Below are 15,821 nucleotides of genomic sequence, written 5' to 3' on the forward strand. Positions count from 1 at the left end.
ACAAAGGGCTCCATCTGCCCCAGACTGGGATGAGGAGTCGGTGTAGTGTAGTTTTGCGCAAAAGGGGGGAGGTTGACGGCAGTGAATGCGGATGCGCTCAAGCAGGCCCTAGAGGCCCTTTCCCCAGAGGAAATGGCCCGGTTCAGGGAGGAGGAAAACCGGGAGTGGCGGGAGTCCTTGGAGTACGTGCTCCGGGTGGAGGGCTTTGCCAGGGTGGAGGAGCTTTTGCGCCTTCTGGACGAGTACCTTTACCTACAGGGCTTCTCCCCTCCAAACCGCCTCTCCACCCCCTATCTGAACACCATCCCCAAGGAGCAAGAACCCCCTTATTCCGGGGACCTCGAGCTGGAGAGGCGCATCGCCAACATCCTGCGCTGGAACGCAGCCATGATGGTCACCCGGGCCAACAAGAAGGCGGAGGGGATCGGGGGGCATATCTCCACCTACGCCTCCATCGCCGAGCTGTACGAGGTGGGGTTCAACCACTTCTTCCGCGGGCCCGAGGCGGGGCTGGACCGGGACCTGGTCTTCTTCCAGGGCCACTCCTCCCCTGGCATCTACGCCCGGGCCTTTCTGGAGGGAAGGCTAAGTGAGGCGGACCTGGAGAACTTCCGCCGGGAGGTGCACCCTCCGGTTCCGGGGGGCCGGGGGCTTTCCAGCTATCCCCATCCCTGGCTGATGCCGGATTTTTGGGAGTTTCCCACGGTCAGCATGGGCCTTGGCCCCATCCAGGCCATCTACCAGGCCCGCTTCATGCGCTACCTGGAGGACCGGGGTCTGAAGCCCAGGAGCAGCGCCAAGGTCTGGGCCTTCTTGGGGGACGGGGAACACGACGAGCCGGAAACCGTGGGGGCCTTACACCTGGCGGCCCGGGAGAACCTGGACAACCTCATCTTTGTGGTGAACGCCAACCTGCAGCGCCTGGACGGGCCGGTGCGGGGCAACTCCAAGATCATCCAGGAGCTGGAAAGGCTCTATAGGGGTGCGGGCTGGCGGGTGATCAAGATCGTCTGGGGCTCCGCCTGGGACCGGCTTTTGGCCAAGGATAAGGAGGGCCACCTCCTGAGGCGGTTTGAGGCCCTGGTGGACGGGGAGTCCCAGCGGTACGCCGCCTTCGGGGCCAAGGAGCTCAAGGAGCGCTTCTTCAACACCCCCGAGCTCAAGCAGCTCATCGAGGGCATGAGCGACGAGGAGCTGGATGAGCTAACCCGGAGCCGGGGTGGGCACGACCTGGTGAAGATCCATGCCGCCTACAAGGCGGCGGTGGAGCACAAGGGAAGCCCCGTGGTCATCCTGGCCCGCACCATCAAGGGCTACGGCATGGGGCCCACCGCCATGGCCAAGAACGTGGCCCATCAGGTGAAGAAGCTTACCGAGGAGGACCTTAAGGAGGCCCGGACCTTTTTGGGCATTCCCATCCCCGAGGAAAAGCTTTCCGAGCTTCCCTATTACCACCCGGGGCCGGACTCTCCCGAGGTGAGGTACCTCCTGGAGCGCAGGAAGGCCCTGGGGGGCTTTGTCCCTGAGCGCCGGGTGCGGTTTACCGGGGGCCTCGAGGTGCCGGGGGAGGAGTTCTTCCAGGAGTTCTACGAGGGCACGGGGGGGCGGGAGATCTCCACCACCATGGCCTTCGTGCGGATCCTGGCCAAGCTCCTCCGGCATCCCAGGATCGGCAAGCTCATCGTCCCCATCGTGCCCGACGAGGCCCGCACCTTCGGCATGGAGGCTCTGATCGCCCAGGTGGGCATCTACTCCCCCCAGGGGCAGCTTTACATCCCGGTGGACGCCGGCACCCTCACCGCCTACAAGGAGAGCAAGGAGGGCCAGATCCTGGAAGAGGGCATCACCGAGGCGGGGGCCATGGCCGACTTTATAGCCGCCGGCACCGCCTACGCCCACTGGGGCATCCCCACCATTCCCTTCCTCATTACCTACTCCATGTTCGGCCTCCAGCGCATCGGGGACCTGGTCTGGGCGGCGGCCGACCAGCGTACCCGGGGCTTCCTCCTTGGGGCCACCGCCGGGCGGACCACCCTGGAGGGGGAGGGTTTGCAGCACCAGGACGGGCAGAGCCACATCTACGCCTTGGCGGCCCCCAACCTTCTGGCCTACGACCCCGCCTTTGCCTACGAGTTCGCCGTCATCCTGGAAGACGGCCTAAGGCGCATGTACCAGAAGGGGGAGGATGTCTTCTACTACATCACCATAGAGAACGAAAACTATCCCCACCCCCCCATGCCTGAGCCCCGTGAGAAGGTAAAGGAAGGGATCCTGAAGGGCCTCTACCTCTTCCGCCTCGGCGAGGGGGAAGGCCCCCGGGTCCAGCTTCTGGGTTCTGGGCCCATCCTGCCCCAGGCGGTGAAGGCCCAGGAGCTTCTTAAGGGCTACGGGGTGGTGGCGGATGTCTGGAGTGCCACCAGCTATAAGGCCCTCTACTACGATGCCATAGAGGCGGAAAGGGAAAGGAGGCTTCTGGGGAAGGCCCGCAAGCCCTATGTGGCCGAGGCTTTGGAGGGGCACGAGGGCCCGGTGGTGGCCGCCAGCGACTACCTCAAAGCCCTGCCCAACCTCATAAGGGGGTACTTGGACCGGCCCTTCTGCGCCCTGGGCACGGATGGCTTTGGCCGCTCGGACACCCGGGAGGCCTTGAGGGATTTCTTTGAGGTGGATGCCCGGCACATCGCCTACGCGGCCCTTGCCCTTTTGGCCGAGGAGGGCAAGGTGCCGGCTAAGACCCTGGCCAAGGCCCGGAAGGAGCTTGGGCTCGAGCTTTGGGAAACCCCGCCCCACAGGAGGTAAGGGGGTATTCTGGAGGGCAAGATGGAGCTGAAGCTTCCCGAACTGGGCGATAACGTGAGCGCCGCCACGGTGGTGGGGGTGCTGGTGAAGGAGGGGGACCGGGTGGCCCCGGGGGACCCCCTCTTGGAGCTGGAAACCGACAAGGCGGTGATGGAGGTCCCCGCCGAGGCGGGCGGGGTGGTGAAGCGGGTTCTGGTGAAGGTGGGGGATGAGGTGCGTCCCGGGCAACCCTTCCTGGAGCTGGAGGCTGGGGAGGCGGAGGTTCCCTCGCCCCAGGAGGTGCCCCCTCCACCCAGGGAGGAGAAGGTCCAGGCAGCACCTCCTTCAAAAGCCCCCAGCCCTTCGCCGGCCCCGGCAGGGCAGGAGGAAGGCCGGCTCATCCCGGCGGCTCCCTCGGTGCGGCGGTTGGCGAGGGAGCTCGGGGTGGACATCCGCCAGGTGAGGGGTACGGGCCTTGCGGGGCGCATCACCGCCGAGGACGTGAGGCGGGCTGCGGGCCAGGTTCCCCCTTCCCTGCCGGCGGAGGCCATAAGCCCCCTCCCGACTTCCAGGCTCCCCGATTTCAGCCGCTGGGGCCCGGTGCGTACCGAGCCCATGAGCGGGGTGCGCAAGGCCACATCGAGGGCCATGGCCCAGGCCTGGGCCCAGGTGCCCATGGTCACCCACTTTGACGAGGCGGACATCACCGAGCTGGAGGGCTTAAGAAAGCGCTACGCCAAGCGGGCGGAGGAAAGGGGCTTTCGGCTCACCCTCACCGCCTTCCTCCTCAAGGCCCTGGCCTTGACCCTGAAGGCCTTCCCCAAGTTCAACGCCTCCATCGATGCGGAAAAGGGAGAGATCATCTACAAGGATTACGTGCACATCGGGGTGGCGGTGGACACCCCCCATGGCCTCCTGGTGCCGGTGATCCGGAATGTGGACCAAAAGGGGGTTCTGCGCCTGGCCAAGGAGCTTCAGGAAGTTTCCGAACGGGCCCGGGAGCGGAAGCTCACCCCGGAGGAGATGCAGGGAGGCACCTTCAGCCTCTCCAACCTGGGGGGGATTGGCGGCACCGGATTCACCCCCATCGTGAACTGGCCGGAGGTGGCCATTTTAGGGGTTTCCCGTTCCCAGATGAAGCCCGTGTGGGATCCGGAGAAGGAAGCCTTCCAGCCCCGGCTCGTCATGCCCTACAGCCTCACCTACGATCACCGGCTTATAGACGGGGCCGAGGCAGCCCGCTTCTGCCGCCATCTGGCCCAGCTTCTGGAGGATCCTTTAGGCCTGGCCTTGGAATAGGGGGTGCCCGGCCCCGGGTTCTCGTGTAGTATGGGAAAGTATGCGCGTCATCGTGGTGGGAACCCGGGGCAGCGCCTTGGCCCTGGCCCAGACCCGCTTTGTGGTGGAGCGTCTTAAGGAAAGCTGGCCCGAGGCGGAGTTCAAGGTGAAGACCATCAAGACCCGGGGGGACCAGGGGGCGAACCCCATGGAGCAGGCCATCTTTGTCAAGGAGCTTCAGGAGGCGCTTCTTTCCCGGGAAATCGACATCGCCGTGCACTCCCTGAAGGACCTCCCCACGGAGGAACCCCCGGGGCTTAGGATCGCTGCCATCCCCCGCAGGCAGGACCCCCGGGACGCCTTCTTGGGCAAGGTGTATAAGCGCCTCGAGGACCTCCCTGAAGGCGCTGTGGTGGGAACGAGCTCCATAAGGCGCAAGGCCCAGCTTCTGGCCCACCGCCCGGACCTGGTGGTGAAGGACCTGAGGGGCAACGTGGACACCCGGCTGGCTGCCTTGGGGAATGGGGAGTATGACGGGATCATCCTGGCGGCGGCGGGGCTCATCCGGCTGGATCTGCGCAACCGCATCGACCAGTTCCTGGAACCCGAGGTGATGCTCCCTGCCCCTGGCCAGGGGGCCTTGGCCCTGGAGGTGCGCCAGGGGGACGACCTGGCGGAGGAGCTCTGCTACGCCCTTCACCACCACCCTTCCCACGACCGGGTGCGGGCGGAGCGGGCCTTTTTGAAGGGCCTTGGGGCTGGGTGCCTAGCCCCGGTGGGGGCCTTGGCCCAGGTGGCGGAGGACGGCACCCTCCTCCTCGAGGGGATGGTCCTCACCCCCGACGGCAAGAGCTTCATCCGGGCGGAGATCGAAGGCGACGCCTCCGAGGCCGAGGAGCTGGGGTTGGAGCTGGCCCAGGACGTGTTGGAGCAGGGAGGGCGGGAGATTCTTGCCCAAAGCCGATAGGTTTGCTGGAGTTTTCCCCCGGCCTAGGGTATAGTGGGGTAGATGGCGCTTAAGCGCTTGACCCGCCAGCGTAAGGCTGTTTTGGAGGTGGTGAAGAGGGCCCACAACCACCCCGACGCCGCCTGGATCTACCAGGAGGTGCGCAAGGTGGTGCCCAAGGTGAGCCTGGGGACCATCTACCGCACCCTCGAGGCCCTGGTGGAGGAGGGCTACCTCATCCCCATCACCAAGGCGGGGGAGGCCACCCGTTACGACGCCAACCTGCACCCCCACCTGCACCTGGTCTGCCAGGGGTGCGGGGCCATCGTGGACCTGGAGGTGGATCTTCCCGACCTCCTCACCCCCGTCCAGGAGGCTTACCCCCAGCTGGGGGTAAGGGAGGTGGAGGTCACCTATAAGGGCCTCTGCCCCACCTGCAAGGCAGCCCTTAAGGGCTAGGTCGGCCCGGAGGGCCATCTTGATGGAGCCCTTGGCCTGGCTTTACGCCCGGCAGGGCCGGGTGAAGCCGGGGCTGGAGCGAATCCTGGCTCTCCTTGCCCGCCTGGGGAATCCCCAGGAGGCTTACCCTGTGGCCCTCGTTGGCGGAACCAACGGTAAGGGGACCGTGGCCCGGGCCCTGGCGGCCATCCTGGAGGAGGCGGGCTTGAGGGTGGGGCTTTACACCAGCCCCCACCTGGTGGACTTCCGGGAGCGCGTGGCCATCCAGGGCCAGCCCATAGGCCAGGAGGTGGTTCTTTCCCTTCTGGAGGAGATCCGTCCCCAGGCTGAAGCTTTGGAGGCCACCTTCTTTGAGGTGGCCACCGCCCTCGCCCTTCTCCACTTTGCCCGGGAGGGAGTGGAGTTTGCGGTCCTCGAGGTGGGGCTGGGGGGGCGCTTTGACGCCACCAACGCCGCGGAGCCCCAGCTTTCCGTGGTGACCAACATCGGCCACGACCACCTGGAGATCCTGGGCCCCACCCTGAGGGCTGTGGCCCGGGAGAAGGCGGGGATCTTCCGCAAGGGGGTGCCGGCCCTCACCGCCGCCAGGGGGGAGGGGCTAGAGGAGCTTCGGGAGCGGGCCCGGACTATGGGCACCCCCCTTTGGGTTTTGGGGGAGGAGTTTTCCCTTCTCGGGGTGGAGGCCTTGGGGGAGGGCCTGGCCTTCCGCCTGCGGATCCGGGGGGAGGAGAGAACCTTCCGCACGCGGCTTCTCGGCCCCCACCAGGCGGAAAACCTGGCCCTGGCGGCGGTATCGGGAAGGCTCCTTGGGGCGGGTTGGGAGGCGGTGGAAAAGGGCCTCCTTCGGGCGGAGAACCCGGGGCGGCTGGAGCGCCTTCCTTGGCCCGGGGGGAAGAAGCTCCTCCTGGATGGGGCCCACAACCCGGAAGGAGCCTGGGCCTTGCGGCAAGCCCTTCGCTTCCACGGGCTTCTGCCTGCCGCCTTGGTCCTGGGCTTCAGCCGGGAGAAGGACCACCGGGCCATGGCCGAGGCCCTTAAGGGGTTGGGGCCGGTGGTCCTCACCCGCTACGCCTCTCCCAGAAGCCAGGACCCCAGGGCCCTCCTCCCCCTCTTCCCGGGGGCCCTGGTGGAGGAAGAACCCTTAAAGGCCGTGGAAAGGGCCTTCACCCTGGAGAACCGGGTGGTGGTGGCGGGAAGCCTCTACCTGGTGGGGGAGGTGAAGCGGGCCCTTTTGGGGCTTCCCCCGGAGGAAAGGTGGCAGTAAACACCACCGGGCGAAGCCGGGGTGGGGTGGTATCAGTCCAGGGCCTCCCGCAGGATGCGGGCGGCTTCCTGTAGCGTTTCCATGGGTTGCACCAGGGCGATCCGCACGTGTCCCCTTCCCCCAGGGCCGAACCCCCTCCCCGGGGCCACGGCCACGCCCCGCTCCACCAGGCTTAGGGTGAACTCCAGGTCATCCATCCCCTGGGGAAGCTTCCCCCAGAGGTACATGGTGGCCTTGGGGGAAAGGAGGTCCAGGGCCCCTTTAAGAGCTTCCGCCATTCCCAGGGCCCGCTTTTGGTAGACCTGGGCGAAGCCCCGGGTCACCTCCCTTGGGGTCCTTAGGGCCGCGATCCCCATGCGCAGGATTCCAGCATACTGGTTAAAGTCCATGACCCCCTTCACCCTTTCCAGCCGGGCTATGGCCTCCTCGTTCCCCAGGGCGAAGCCCAGGCGGAAGCCTGCCAGGTTGTAGCTTTTGGAGAGGCTAAAGAGCTCCACCACCCGTTCCTTGGCCCCGGGAAGGGCCAGGGGGGAGGGGGCCTCCCCCTGGTAGACCTGGTCCACATAGGGGTTGTCGTGGACCAGCCAAAGCCCATGCCTTTCCGCCAGGGCCAAGGCCTCCTCAAAGTAGCCCCAGTCCGCCAGGGCCCCCGTGGGGTTGTTGGGGTAGTTGAGGAGGAGGACCTTGGCTTCCTTCCAGATGCTTTCCGGCACCCGGGAGAGATCCGCCAGGCCGTCTTCCCGCAAGGGGATGAGGTGGGTCCTTAAGGAGGCCATCCGGGCAGCGCCGAAGTAGCTGGGGTAGGCCACCTCGGGCAGGAGGAGGAGGTCTTGGGGCTCGGTGAGGGCCAGAAGGAGGTGGGCCAGGCCCTCCTGGCTGCCGATCAAGGCCAGGGCTTCCCGCCTGGGGTCCAGGCGTACCCCATAGCGGCCTTGGTACCAGCGGGAGGCTTCCTCCAAAAAGGGAAGGGTGCAGCTTTTCAGGCAGTAGCCGTAAGTGCTGGGGTCAGAAAGGGCTTCCCGCAGGGCCTGAAGGGGCTCGGAAGGGGGCAGGAGGTCGGTGGAGCCGATGGAGAGGTCGATGAGGCGGATCCCCTTCTCCCGGGCCTTTCTCTTGGCCTCATCCACCACCAGGAAGACCGAGGCTTCAGGAACCCTACTCATGGTGCCCCTCCCGCCAGGCCTTGCCGGTGATGAGGTTTAGGGCATGGGGCAGGACGGGAAGCACCGCCTCCAGGGATTCCCGGGCTCCCTTGGGGCTTCCTGGCAGGTTCAGGATGAGGCTTTTTCCCCTTACCCCCGCGAGGCCCCGGGAAAGGGCAGCCATGGGGGTTTTCTCCAGGCCCTTAAGGCGCATGAGCTCGGCAAGGCCCGGCACCTCCTTGTCCAGTAGCTCCCGGGTGGCCTCGGGGGTCTTGTCCCGGGGGGCCAGGCCCGTGCCCCCATTGGTGAGGATGAGGTCCAGGCCCTCCCGGTCGGCCCAAAGCCGGATGACCTTCTTGATCAGGGGAGGCTCGTCGGGGACGATCTCGTAAGCCGCCACCTCGAAGGGCCCTTCCTTTAGGGCCTCGCGGATGGCCAGGTGGGTGGTGTCCTCCCGTTCCCCCCTCGAGCCCTTATCGGATACGGTCAGGATGCCCACGCGGAACATTTGTCAAGAGCTTACCCCGTGGAAGACCCTTTGCAAAAGGGTGCGCAAGCGGCGGAAGGCTTCGGCCTCGAGGGGGGTAGCGCTTCCCCGGTGGGGGAGGTGGAGGAGGTTTAGGACCTGCTGAAGCTCTTCCCTCATCCCTTCACCCCGGTGAGGACCACTCCCTCGATGATCTGCCGCTGGAAGAAGAAAAAGACCAAAAGAACCGGTAGCACCGCCAGGCTCGAGGCCGCCATGATCAGGTTCCAGGCGGTGCCCGCTTCCCCGGAGAAAAGGGCGATGCCCACGGGAAGGGTGCGCATCTCCGGGGTTTGGACCACGATGAGGGGCCATAGGAAGGCGTTCCAGTTGCCCAGGAAGGTGAAGATCCCTAAGGCGGCCAGGGCCGGGCGCACCAGGGGCAGGCCAATCCGCCAAAACACGCCGAACTCGGAAAGCCCATCCATCCTTCCGGCGTCGAACAGGTCCTGGGGCAGGGTTTCGAAGAACTGCCGCATGAGGAAGACCCCGAAGGCGGTGATGAGACCGGGAAAGAGGAGCCCCCAGTAAGTGTTGATCCAGCCCTTCTCCGCGCTCATCACATACCAGGGGATGACCAGCATCTCCGTGGGGACCATCAAGGTGGAGAGGATGAGGATAAAGATCAGGTTCTTCCCGGGAAATCGGAGCCGGGCCAGGGTGTAACCTGCGAGGCTATCGAAGAACACCACGGAAAGGGTGGTGAGGGAGGCCACCAGGAGGCTGTTTCCAAACCAGCGCATAAACCCTGTTTCCCCGAGGACCACCCGGTAGTTCTCTAGGGTGGGCTCCCGGGGAAGGAATCTGAGCTCGAAGAGTTCGGGGAAGGGCTTGAAGGAGGTGAGCACCATCCAGAGGAAGGGGAGGACCATGACGCTACCGCCCAAGAGGAGGAGAAGGAGAACCAGAAAACCCGTAAGGCGGTTTTTCGCCTTCATAGCTCCACCCTCCGGGTGAGGAGCTTAAGCTGGACCAGGGTGATCAGGAGGATGAGGGCAAAGAGGAGGACGGTGACCGTTGCGGCATACCCTAGCTGGAAGCGCAAGAAGGCCAGCTGGTAGATGTAGAGGGCCAGGGTTAGGGTGCTGTTCAAAGGTCCCCCTTGGTCGGTAAAGTTCAGGTTTACCACCTGGGTGAAAAGCTGCAGGTAGCCGATGGTGCCGATGACCACGGAGAAGACCAGAACCGGGTTCAATAGGGGCCAGGTGATGTGGCGGAAAAGCCGCCATCCCTCCGCGCCATCTATGCGGGCAGCCTCGTAGTACTGCCGGGGGATGCTTTCCAGACCCGCCAGGAAGAGGACCACCTGGAAGCCCAGGTTCTGCCACACCACCACCCAGGTCACGGTGGGTAGGGCCTGGCTGGGGCTTTGCAAAAAGGGCTGCGGGGGGATTCCCAAAAGGGCCAGAAGCTCGTTGACCAGCCCGAAGTGCGGGGAAAGCATCCAGCTCCACACCCAGGCCACGGCCACTGCCGGGGTCACGTAGGGGGCGAAGTAGATGGCCCGGAAGAAGTCGCGGCCAAAGGGTACCCGCTGGAGAAGCAAGGCGATGACAAGGCCCAAGGCAATCTGGCTTGGGATCCCCAGAAGGGTATAGAGGAGGGTGTTGAAAAGAGCCCGGCGGAGAACAGGGTCCTCGAGGAGCCGGGCGTAGTGCTCGAGGCCCACAAAGCGCCTCTGGGAGGGGTCTGCGTGCCACTCGTATAGGGAAAGCCAAAGGGCTTGGAAGGCGGGAAGGATGCGGAAGTAGAGGAAAAAAGCCAGAGGAATGGCCAAAAACACAAAGGCCCATAGGGCTTCCCGCCGGGCTAGGGTAAGCCGCACCCTACCTCCAGAACTGATCCAGAATCTTTTGCTCCTCCTCGGCGGCCAGCCTCAGGGACTGGGCGGGGTCCATGCCCTGGAGCAGGACCCGGTTGATGGCGTCCACCATCACCTTGCGCTGGGCGGCTTCGTCCACAAAGGGGGTGGCCTTGGCGTAGGCCAGGCTCAGCACGAAGGGGCCATAGATGGGGTGTAAGGAGAGCTTGGGATCCCTGATCAGGTTTTTGCTGGCGGGAAGCTCCCCCACCTTTTCCAACCAGTAGCGCTGGGTTTCCTCGGAGGTGATGAAGGCAAGAAACCGGAGCGCGGCTTCCCGCTTGGGCCCGGTGGCCAATGGGGTGAGGCCGTGCATCCAGAAGGAGCCGAAGTTGGCCTTCCGTCCCCCTGGTCGCTCTAGGGGTAGCTCCGCCACCCCCCAGTTGAAACGGGCCCCTTGCTGGATGGTGCCGATGGCGAAGGATCCGTCGATGATCATGGCGATCCTGCCTGCGATGAACCCATCACGATAGCCGTTGTTACCGGGGAAGAAGCCAGGAACCCCGATCTCGTGTTTGCGTACCCAGTCGGCGTAGAAGCTCAGGGCCTTAAGCCCGGCCTCGCCCTGATAGAGGACCCGTTTTCCATCGTCGGAGTAGGGCCTGCCCCCGAACTGGCGCACCAGGACTTCCCGGACCAGGTGGTGATCCTGCCCGTCCGGGGCGATGCCGTAGCCGATCTGGGTGAAGCGCCCTCCCTGTTTAACGGTTAGCTTTTGACCTACGGCGATGAACTCCTCCCAGGTCTTGGGGGGGCCAGCAATCCCCGCTTGACGGAAGAGGTCCTTGTTGTAGAAAAGGGCCAGGCTTCGCACCGCGGTGGGAACCCCGTAGAGCTTTCCCCCCACCCTGGCGGCCTGGGCCATGGCCACGAAGTCCTGGTCCAGGCGCCGCATCCAGTCATCGGGTAGGGGCACTAGGTATCCCGCCTTAACCCAGGTGGGAGCCCAGCCGTAGTAGAGGTTCACCACGTCCGGCCCCTGCCCCGCGGGGATAGCGGCGGCCACCTTTTGCTGGAAAGCGTCGTAGGGGAAGGTCTGGTGAACCACCTTGATGCCGGGATTCTGGGCTTCAAAGCGGCGGATGAGCTCGTTGATGGCCTCGACCTTGCTGCGGAACTCGTACTGCCAGTAGGTGATGGTGACGCTTTGGGCCAAGGCTAAGGGTAAAAGAGCGGCGCAAAAAGCCAATAGCTTTTTCATTTTAAGCCTCCCTTCGCCGCCATTATACCCCAGGGCGCATCGCCAAAGCCCTTGGCTTGCGGCTGGTACGGGAGCGAAAGGGATTTTCTCCCATAATGGAGGCATGTGGTCCTTTCCCCAGAACCTCGAGGGCCGGTATGTCCGCCTGGAGCCCCTAACCCTCTCCCACCTTCCGGGCTTCCAAGCCCAGTTCGACCCCGAGGTCTACCGCCACATGAGCCATAGGGTAAGGGGGCCGGAGGACCTAAGGGCTCACCTCGAGGCCCTTCTTTCCGAGCCTGGCCGGGTTAACTGGGCCGTTTTCCTGGGAGGGGAGCTGGCCGGGCGGACCTCCGTCATCACCCCGGATCCGCAAAACCGCAAGCTGGAGATCGGTACCCTCATCTTCAAACCCTTCTGGGGAAGCCCCGCCAACAAGGAGGCCAAGTACCTCCTCCTGCGCCACGCCTTCGAGGTGCTCCTCGCCGAAAGGGTGCAGTTTAAGGTGGACCCCTTGAACCTGCGAAGCCAAAGAGCCTTAGAGTCCTTGGGGGCGGTGCGGGAAGGGGTCTTGCGGCGGAACCGCCTTCTCTCGGATGGCCGCTTCCGCGACGACGTGGTCTACAGCATCCTGCGGGAAGAGTGGCCTCGTGTGAAGGCCCGGCTGGAGGAGAAACTGTATGGAGCTTTCCCAGGAAATACGGGAGGGGCTTAGCCTCCTGGTACTCCTCCTCACCTACCTGGGCCTGGCCCTGGGAGGACTTCCCGGCTACCGCATGAACCGGGCGGGGGTGGCCCTGGTGGGGGCGAGCTTTCTGGTGCTCCTCGGGGTCTTGGACCTCCGGGAGGCCTGGCAGGCCCTGGACGCCCAAACCCTCACCTTCCTCTTCGGCATCATGGTCCTGAACGCCCATCTGGGCTATGCGGGCTTCTTTGGCCTTGCGGTGGAGAGGCTTTTGGGTCTGGCCAGGACTCCCTTGGCCCTTCTCCTCCTTCTTACCTTTGGAAGCGGGTTCCTTTCCGCCCTTTTTCTGAACGACACCATGGCCCTTCTCCTTACCCCCTTGGTCCTCTCCCTAACCCGGAGCCTGGGCCTGAACCCCGTGCCCTACCTCCTTGCCCTCATGGCGGCGGTGAACACGGGAAGCCTCATGACCCCCACGGGGAACCCCCAGAACATCGTGGTGGCGAGCCTATCCGGCATCTCCTACCTGGGGTTTGTTTCGGCCCTCTGGCCCGTGGCCCTGCTGGGCCTGGGGCTCCAGGTGGTTCTCCTGGCCCTCCTCTACCCCGAGGTACGCTCCTTAAAGCTCCTTCCCCCCATCCCCCCCTTGCGCTACCGGCTCCACCGCCCCCTTCTGGCCAAGGGGCTTTGGGTGGCCTTTGGGCTTTTCCTGGCCTTCCTCCTGGGCTACCCCATGGCCCAGGGAGCCTTAGTGGCCGCAGGAATCCTCCTTTTCACCCGCCGTCTACGCTCCGAGCGCTACTTCTTGCAGGTGGACTGGGAGCTACTGGTGATGTTCGCCGCCCTCTTCATGGTCACCGAGGGGGTACGAAGGCTGGGCCTGGCGGAGTTTCTTGTGCCCTTGGCCACCACGCCTTTAGGGCTTCTTCTGGCCGCCACCCTCCTTTCCCTTCTCATCTCCAATGTGCCTGCGGTGTTGCTCCTGGCGCCCCTGGTACAGGAGCCCAGGGACTGGCTTCTTCTGGCTGGGGGAAGCACCTTGGCGGGGAGCCTGACCCTCTTGGCCAGCGTGGCCAACCTCATCGTGGCCGAGGGAGCAGGAAGGGAGGGGGTGAGGATAGGATTCATGGAGCACCTTCGGCTGGGGCTACCCCTTACCCTCTTGACCCTGGGCCTGCTCTACGCGCTACTTTAGCCGGGCCTCGAGCCAGCCCCCAATGGCCAGCACCCGGCCATCCTCCGCGTAGGGCCCCACCACCTGGAGCCCCACGGGCATCCCCTCCACCGGGGCGAAGGGGAGGGTGAGGGTGGGCACCCCGAGGAGGCTAAAGGGCAAGGTAAGGGTGATGAAGGCCTCCCGGTGGCTCCTCCTGCCCGATTCCAACTCCACCTCCTCCGTGCCCAAGGGGGGGGCAGGAAGGGGCTGGGCGGGGAGGAGGAGGGCGTCCACCCCCCTTAAGGCCTTCACCAACTGGAGGCGCAGGGCCTCCCTTTCCGCCACCGCATCCCGGTAATCCTTCTCCGTGAGGGAAAGCCCGGCCATAAGGGCCTCCCGCACCTGGGGAGAGAAGCCTTCTGGATGTTCCCTTAAGGCTTTTTCGTGGATGCGGGCTGCCTCGTAGCGCACCAGACGGGTGTAGACCTCATAGACCCCGGGTAGGGGTAAGGATACCTCCCTTACCTCAGCCCTCAAGGAGGGGAGTTCCTCTAGAAGCCTCTGGAAAGCCCTGCGCACCTCCACCCCCAGACGGCCCTCCAGGAAGTCCAGGGGTACGCCGAAGGTGGGGTTTTGCGGGCCCTCGAGGGGGATGCTTTCCCCGGCCAGGATCTCCGTGAGGAAGTGGGCGTCCCGCACCGTCTTGGCGATGGGCCCCGCATGATCGGTGGAGCGGGAGAGGGGCAAGGCGCCTTCCAGGCTTACCCGGCCGTAGGAGGGCTTGAAGCCCACCACCCCGTTGAAGGCGGCAGGGATGCGGATGGACCCTCCCGTGTCCGAGCCCAGGGAGGCGAGGCCGATCCCCAGGGCCACGGCCACGGCGCTTCCGCTGCTGCTTCCCCCGGCTTGGCGGCTTGCGTCTAAGGCGTTGCGCACCGGGCCCGTCCAAGGGTTTTCCCCGGTGATGCCCAGGGCCACCTCGTGCATGTTGGTTTTGGCGAAGATGAGGGCTCCGGCTTCCCTCAGGCGCCTTACCGCCTGGGCCTCCTCGGGAAGGGGAGGGAGGGGGGCCCGGGTTCCTGCCCGGGTGGGCATGCCCTTGACCGGGAAGAGGTCCTTTACCGTGAGGGGGATGCCGTGTAGGGGTCCGCGGATGTACCCCTGCCTTAGCTCCTCCGTAAGCCGCTGGGCTTCCTCCTTGGCTCCCTCCTCGTCCAGGTGAGCCAAGGCGTTGCGGTCCTGGAAGGCCCGGGCCCTTTCCAGGGCTTCCTCCAAAAGGGCCAGGGGAGTGGTTTCGCCCCTTTCCAGGAGGGCTTTAGCCGTCAAGAGGTCCATGCCCCATTATAGGGACCTCTTCTTGGGGCCTTGGTAGGGGTTTTTGCCCCGGCCAGGTGTAGCGCACCACCTCCCGGCCCTCGAGGGCCAAGGCGATGAGCCTTTCCGTATCCAAACGGCTTTCCGTTTCCAAGGCCACGGAAAGCTGGGCCCGGGTCACGGGGTGCTTGGGGGCGAAAAGGGTGCAGCACTCCTCGTCGGGGAGGATGGAGATGGCGTAGGTGCCGATGCGCTCCGCCTCCGCCTTGATCTCCACCTTGTCAAAGCCGATCAAGGGCCGGAAGACGGGAAGGGTGGCCGCCTGGTTGACCACATGGAGGTTCTCCAGGGTCTGCGAGGCCACCTGGCCCAGGCTATCCCCGGTGGCCAAGGCCAGGGCCCCTTCCTCCTTGGCGATGGCCTCGGCGATGCGGAGCATGTAGCGGCGGTAGAGGACCACCCGGTAGGCCTTGGGGGCCTCGAGGATGATCTGCCGCTGCACCTCGCTGAAGGGAACCAGGTGGAGGGTGATGCGGTGTTGGAAGCGGGCCAGGCGTTCGGCGATGGCCTTGGCCTTTTCCCGGCTCTGGCCCGAGAGAAGGGGGAAGGGGTGGAAGTGCACTAAGACCACCTCCGCTCCCCGGCGCATGAGGCGGTAGACGGCCACCGGGGAGTCAATCCCCCCGGAAAGGAGGGCCACCACCTTTCCGGAAACCCCGGGGGGAAGCCCTCCCGGTCCCGGGTGGCGCTCCACCTCCAAAAGGGCGGCGTTGGGCAGGATGCGCACCACCAACTCCCTTTCCGCTCCCTTGAGCTGCACCCTGGCTCCCGTCTTCTCCTTCACGAAGGCCCCAAGGAGGCGTTCGATCTCGGGAGAGGTGAGGGGAAAGGCCTTATCGGAGCGCTTGGCGGTGATGCGGAAGCTTTCGAAGCGTTCCCTCGCAAGGGTTTCCTCCAGGGCGGCCTCGAGGGCCTTTAGATCCGGGGGAGTGCGCAGGACCCGGGCAAAGCCCTCCACCCCCAGGGTGTCCTTCAGGCGTTCCTTGGCCTCGGGCTAGGCTTCCTGGGGCAGGCGGAAGAGGAGGGCCATGGGCCACTCCGCCTCCAACCGGGCCGCCGTGCCCTTAAGGGCCTCCCTTACATGGGCCTTGGCCTTCCTCAGGAAAAAGGGGCGGTTTTCCCCTTTCAGGGCCAGCTCGTGGAACAGGTTGACCAGAACCAGGGTTTCCATG

14 protein-coding genes and 1 pseudogene are annotated in these 15,821 nt (G+C 65.1%); 7 read left to right on the forward strand and 8 right to left on the reverse strand.

From position 1 onward, the window contains the following. The first annotated feature begins 132 nt into the window (after nucleotides 1-132). Genes aceE through TNMX_RS10320 form a run of 5 tightly spaced genes read left to right on the forward strand, consistent with a single transcriptional unit; the run spans nucleotide 133 to nucleotide 6,725 of the window. Nucleotides 133-2,799, forward strand: coding sequence for a pyruvate dehydrogenase (acetyl-transferring), homodimeric type (gene aceE / locus TNMX_RS10300; RefSeq protein ID WP_052037975.1), 2,667 nt, complete (start codon nucleotides 133-135; stop codon nucleotides 2,797-2,799). 21 nt (nucleotides 2,800-2,820) lie between these two features. After that, complete coding sequence (locus TNMX_RS10305) at nucleotides 2,821-4,077, forward strand: 2-oxo acid dehydrogenase subunit E2 (protein WP_015716059.1); 1,257 nt, start codon at nucleotides 2,821-2,823, stop codon at nucleotides 4,075-4,077. 40 nt (nucleotides 4,078-4,117) lie between these two features. Further along, nucleotides 4,118-5,023 carry a hydroxymethylbilane synthase gene (hemC, locus tag TNMX_RS10310; protein ID WP_019550583.1) on the forward strand — a complete coding sequence of 302 codons (906 nt, stop codon included), beginning with the start codon at nucleotides 4,118-4,120 and terminating at the stop codon, nucleotides 5,021-5,023. A 42-nt stretch (nucleotides 5,024-5,065) separates the two neighbouring features. Further along, nucleotides 5,066-5,461: a manganese-dependent transcriptional regulator PerR gene (perR, locus tag TNMX_RS10315; protein ID WP_038031806.1), complete on the forward strand. Its 396-nt coding sequence runs from the start codon at nucleotides 5,066-5,068 to the stop codon at nucleotides 5,459-5,461. A 22-nt stretch (nucleotides 5,462-5,483) separates the two neighbouring features. Further along, the gene (locus TNMX_RS10320) at nucleotides 5,484-6,725 is read left to right on the forward strand and encodes a folylpolyglutamate synthase/dihydrofolate synthase family protein (RefSeq protein ID WP_038031808.1); all 1,242 of its coding nucleotides are present in this window, start codon (nucleotides 5,484-5,486) and stop codon (nucleotides 6,723-6,725) included. Between the two features lie 32 nt (nucleotides 6,726-6,757). On the opposite strand, the gene TNMX_RS10325 is transcribed toward TNMX_RS10320, so the two are convergent. The 6 genes from TNMX_RS10325 to TNMX_RS10345 are packed head-to-tail and all read right to left on the reverse strand — an operon-like array spanning nucleotide 6,758 to nucleotide 11,455. After that, complete coding sequence (locus tag TNMX_RS10325) at nucleotides 6,758-7,888, reverse strand: aminotransferase class I/II-fold pyridoxal phosphate-dependent enzyme (protein ID WP_038031810.1); 1,131 nt, start codon at nucleotides 7,886-7,888, stop codon at nucleotides 6,758-6,760. Continuing rightward, nucleotides 7,881-8,375 (reverse strand): MogA/MoaB family molybdenum cofactor biosynthesis protein, encoded by a 495-nt coding sequence (locus tag TNMX_RS10330; protein ID WP_038031811.1) that lies wholly within the window; start codon nucleotides 8,373-8,375, stop codon nucleotides 7,881-7,883. Before TNMX_RS10330 ends, TNMX_RS10325 begins: the two co-directional genes overlap by 8 nt. Before the next feature lie 3 nt (nucleotides 8,376-8,378). Further along, entirely contained in the window at nucleotides 8,379-8,513 is a 135-nt protein-coding gene (locus TNMX_RS13485; RefSeq protein ID WP_256378178.1) for a hypothetical protein, read from the reverse strand. After that, entirely contained in the window at nucleotides 8,510-9,331 is an 822-nt protein-coding gene (locus TNMX_RS10335; RefSeq protein WP_038031813.1) for a carbohydrate ABC transporter permease, read from the reverse strand. Before TNMX_RS10335 ends, TNMX_RS13485 begins: the two co-directional genes overlap by 4 nt. Beyond that, complete coding sequence (locus TNMX_RS10340; protein WP_038031815.1) at nucleotides 9,328-10,218, reverse strand: carbohydrate ABC transporter permease; 891 nt, start codon at nucleotides 10,216-10,218, stop codon at nucleotides 9,328-9,330. The genes TNMX_RS10335 and TNMX_RS10340 overlap by 4 nt, the downstream gene beginning before the upstream one ends. 1 nt (nucleotide 10,219) lies before the next feature. Continuing rightward, on the reverse strand, nucleotides 10,220-11,455 hold the full coding sequence (locus TNMX_RS10345) for an extracellular solute-binding protein (protein WP_038031817.1): 1,236 nt from the start codon (nucleotides 11,453-11,455) through the stop codon (nucleotides 10,220-10,222). 103 nt (nucleotides 11,456-11,558) lie between these two features. Between TNMX_RS10345 and TNMX_RS10350 the strand changes: the two genes are divergently transcribed. Together TNMX_RS10350 and TNMX_RS10355 are read left to right on the forward strand one after the other, a co-directional pair. After that, nucleotides 11,559-12,149: a GNAT family N-acetyltransferase gene (locus TNMX_RS10350; protein ID WP_038031820.1), complete on the forward strand. Its 591-nt coding sequence runs from the start codon at nucleotides 11,559-11,561 to the stop codon at nucleotides 12,147-12,149. Further along, nucleotides 12,115-13,314 (forward strand): SLC13 family permease, encoded by a 1,200-nt coding sequence (locus TNMX_RS10355; RefSeq protein ID WP_038031822.1) that lies wholly within the window; start codon nucleotides 12,115-12,117, stop codon nucleotides 13,312-13,314. The genes TNMX_RS10350 and TNMX_RS10355 overlap by 35 nt, the downstream gene beginning before the upstream one ends. On the opposite strand, the gene TNMX_RS10360 is transcribed toward TNMX_RS10355, so the two are convergent. Together TNMX_RS10360 and thiI are read right to left on the reverse strand one after the other, a co-directional pair. Next, entirely contained in the window at nucleotides 13,306-14,610 is a 1,305-nt protein-coding gene (locus tag TNMX_RS10360; protein WP_038031825.1) for an amidase, read from the reverse strand. The two genes, TNMX_RS10355 and TNMX_RS10360, sit on opposite strands and share 9 nt — an antisense overlap. Continuing rightward, a pseudogene (gene thiI, locus TNMX_RS10365) lies at nucleotides 14,591-15,820 on the reverse strand (tRNA uracil 4-sulfurtransferase ThiI). Before thiI ends, TNMX_RS10360 begins: the two are co-directional and overlap by 20 nt. Nucleotide 15,821: the final 1 nt, after the last annotated feature.

Origin of the sequence: Thermus sp. NMX2.A1, from assembly GCF_000511705.1 — a bacterium.
Classification (GTDB): Bacteria; Deinococcota; Deinococci; order Deinococcales; family Thermaceae; genus Thermus; species Thermus scotoductus.

Excerpts from the sequence above, each read along its gene's own strand:
- TNMX_RS10345 (WP_038031817.1), bottom strand. The coding sequence starts at position 11,455 with ATGAAAAAGCTATTGGCTTTTTGCGCCGCTCTTTTACCCTTAGCCTTG.
- TNMX_RS10355 (WP_038031822.1), top strand. The coding sequence starts at position 12,115 with ATGGAGCTTTCCCAGGAAATACGGGAGGGGCTTAGCCTCCTGGTACTC.
- TNMX_RS10335 (WP_038031813.1), bottom strand. The coding sequence starts at position 9,331 with ATGAAGGCGAAAAACCGCCTTACGGGTTTTCTGGTTCTCCTTCTCCTC.
- TNMX_RS10325 (WP_038031810.1), bottom strand. The coding sequence starts at position 7,888 with ATGAGTAGGGTTCCTGAAGCCTCGGTCTTCCTGGTGGTGGATGAGGCC.
- perR (WP_038031806.1), top strand. The coding sequence starts at position 5,066 with ATGGCGCTTAAGCGCTTGACCCGCCAGCGTAAGGCTGTTTTGGAGGTG.
- TNMX_RS10305 (WP_015716059.1), top strand. The coding sequence starts at position 2,821 with ATGGAGCTGAAGCTTCCCGAACTGGGCGATAACGTGAGCGCCGCCACG.
- TNMX_RS10320 (WP_038031808.1), top strand. The coding sequence starts at position 5,484 with ATGGAGCCCTTGGCCTGGCTTTACGCCCGGCAGGGCCGGGTGAAGCCG.
- TNMX_RS13485 (WP_256378178.1), bottom strand. The coding sequence starts at position 8,513 with ATGAGGGAAGAGCTTCAGCAGGTCCTAAACCTCCTCCACCTCCCCCAC.
- TNMX_RS10360 (WP_038031825.1), bottom strand. The coding sequence starts at position 14,610 with ATGGACCTCTTGACGGCTAAAGCCCTCCTGGAAAGGGGCGAAACCACT.
- aceE (WP_052037975.1), top strand. The coding sequence starts at position 133 with ATGGCCCGGTTCAGGGAGGAGGAAAACCGGGAGTGGCGGGAGTCCTTG.
- TNMX_RS10330 (WP_038031811.1), bottom strand. The coding sequence starts at position 8,375 with ATGTTCCGCGTGGGCATCCTGACCGTATCCGATAAGGGCTCGAGGGGG.
- TNMX_RS10350 (WP_038031820.1), top strand. The coding sequence starts at position 11,559 with ATGTGGTCCTTTCCCCAGAACCTCGAGGGCCGGTATGTCCGCCTGGAG.
- hemC (WP_019550583.1), top strand. The coding sequence starts at position 4,118 with ATGCGCGTCATCGTGGTGGGAACCCGGGGCAGCGCCTTGGCCCTGGCC.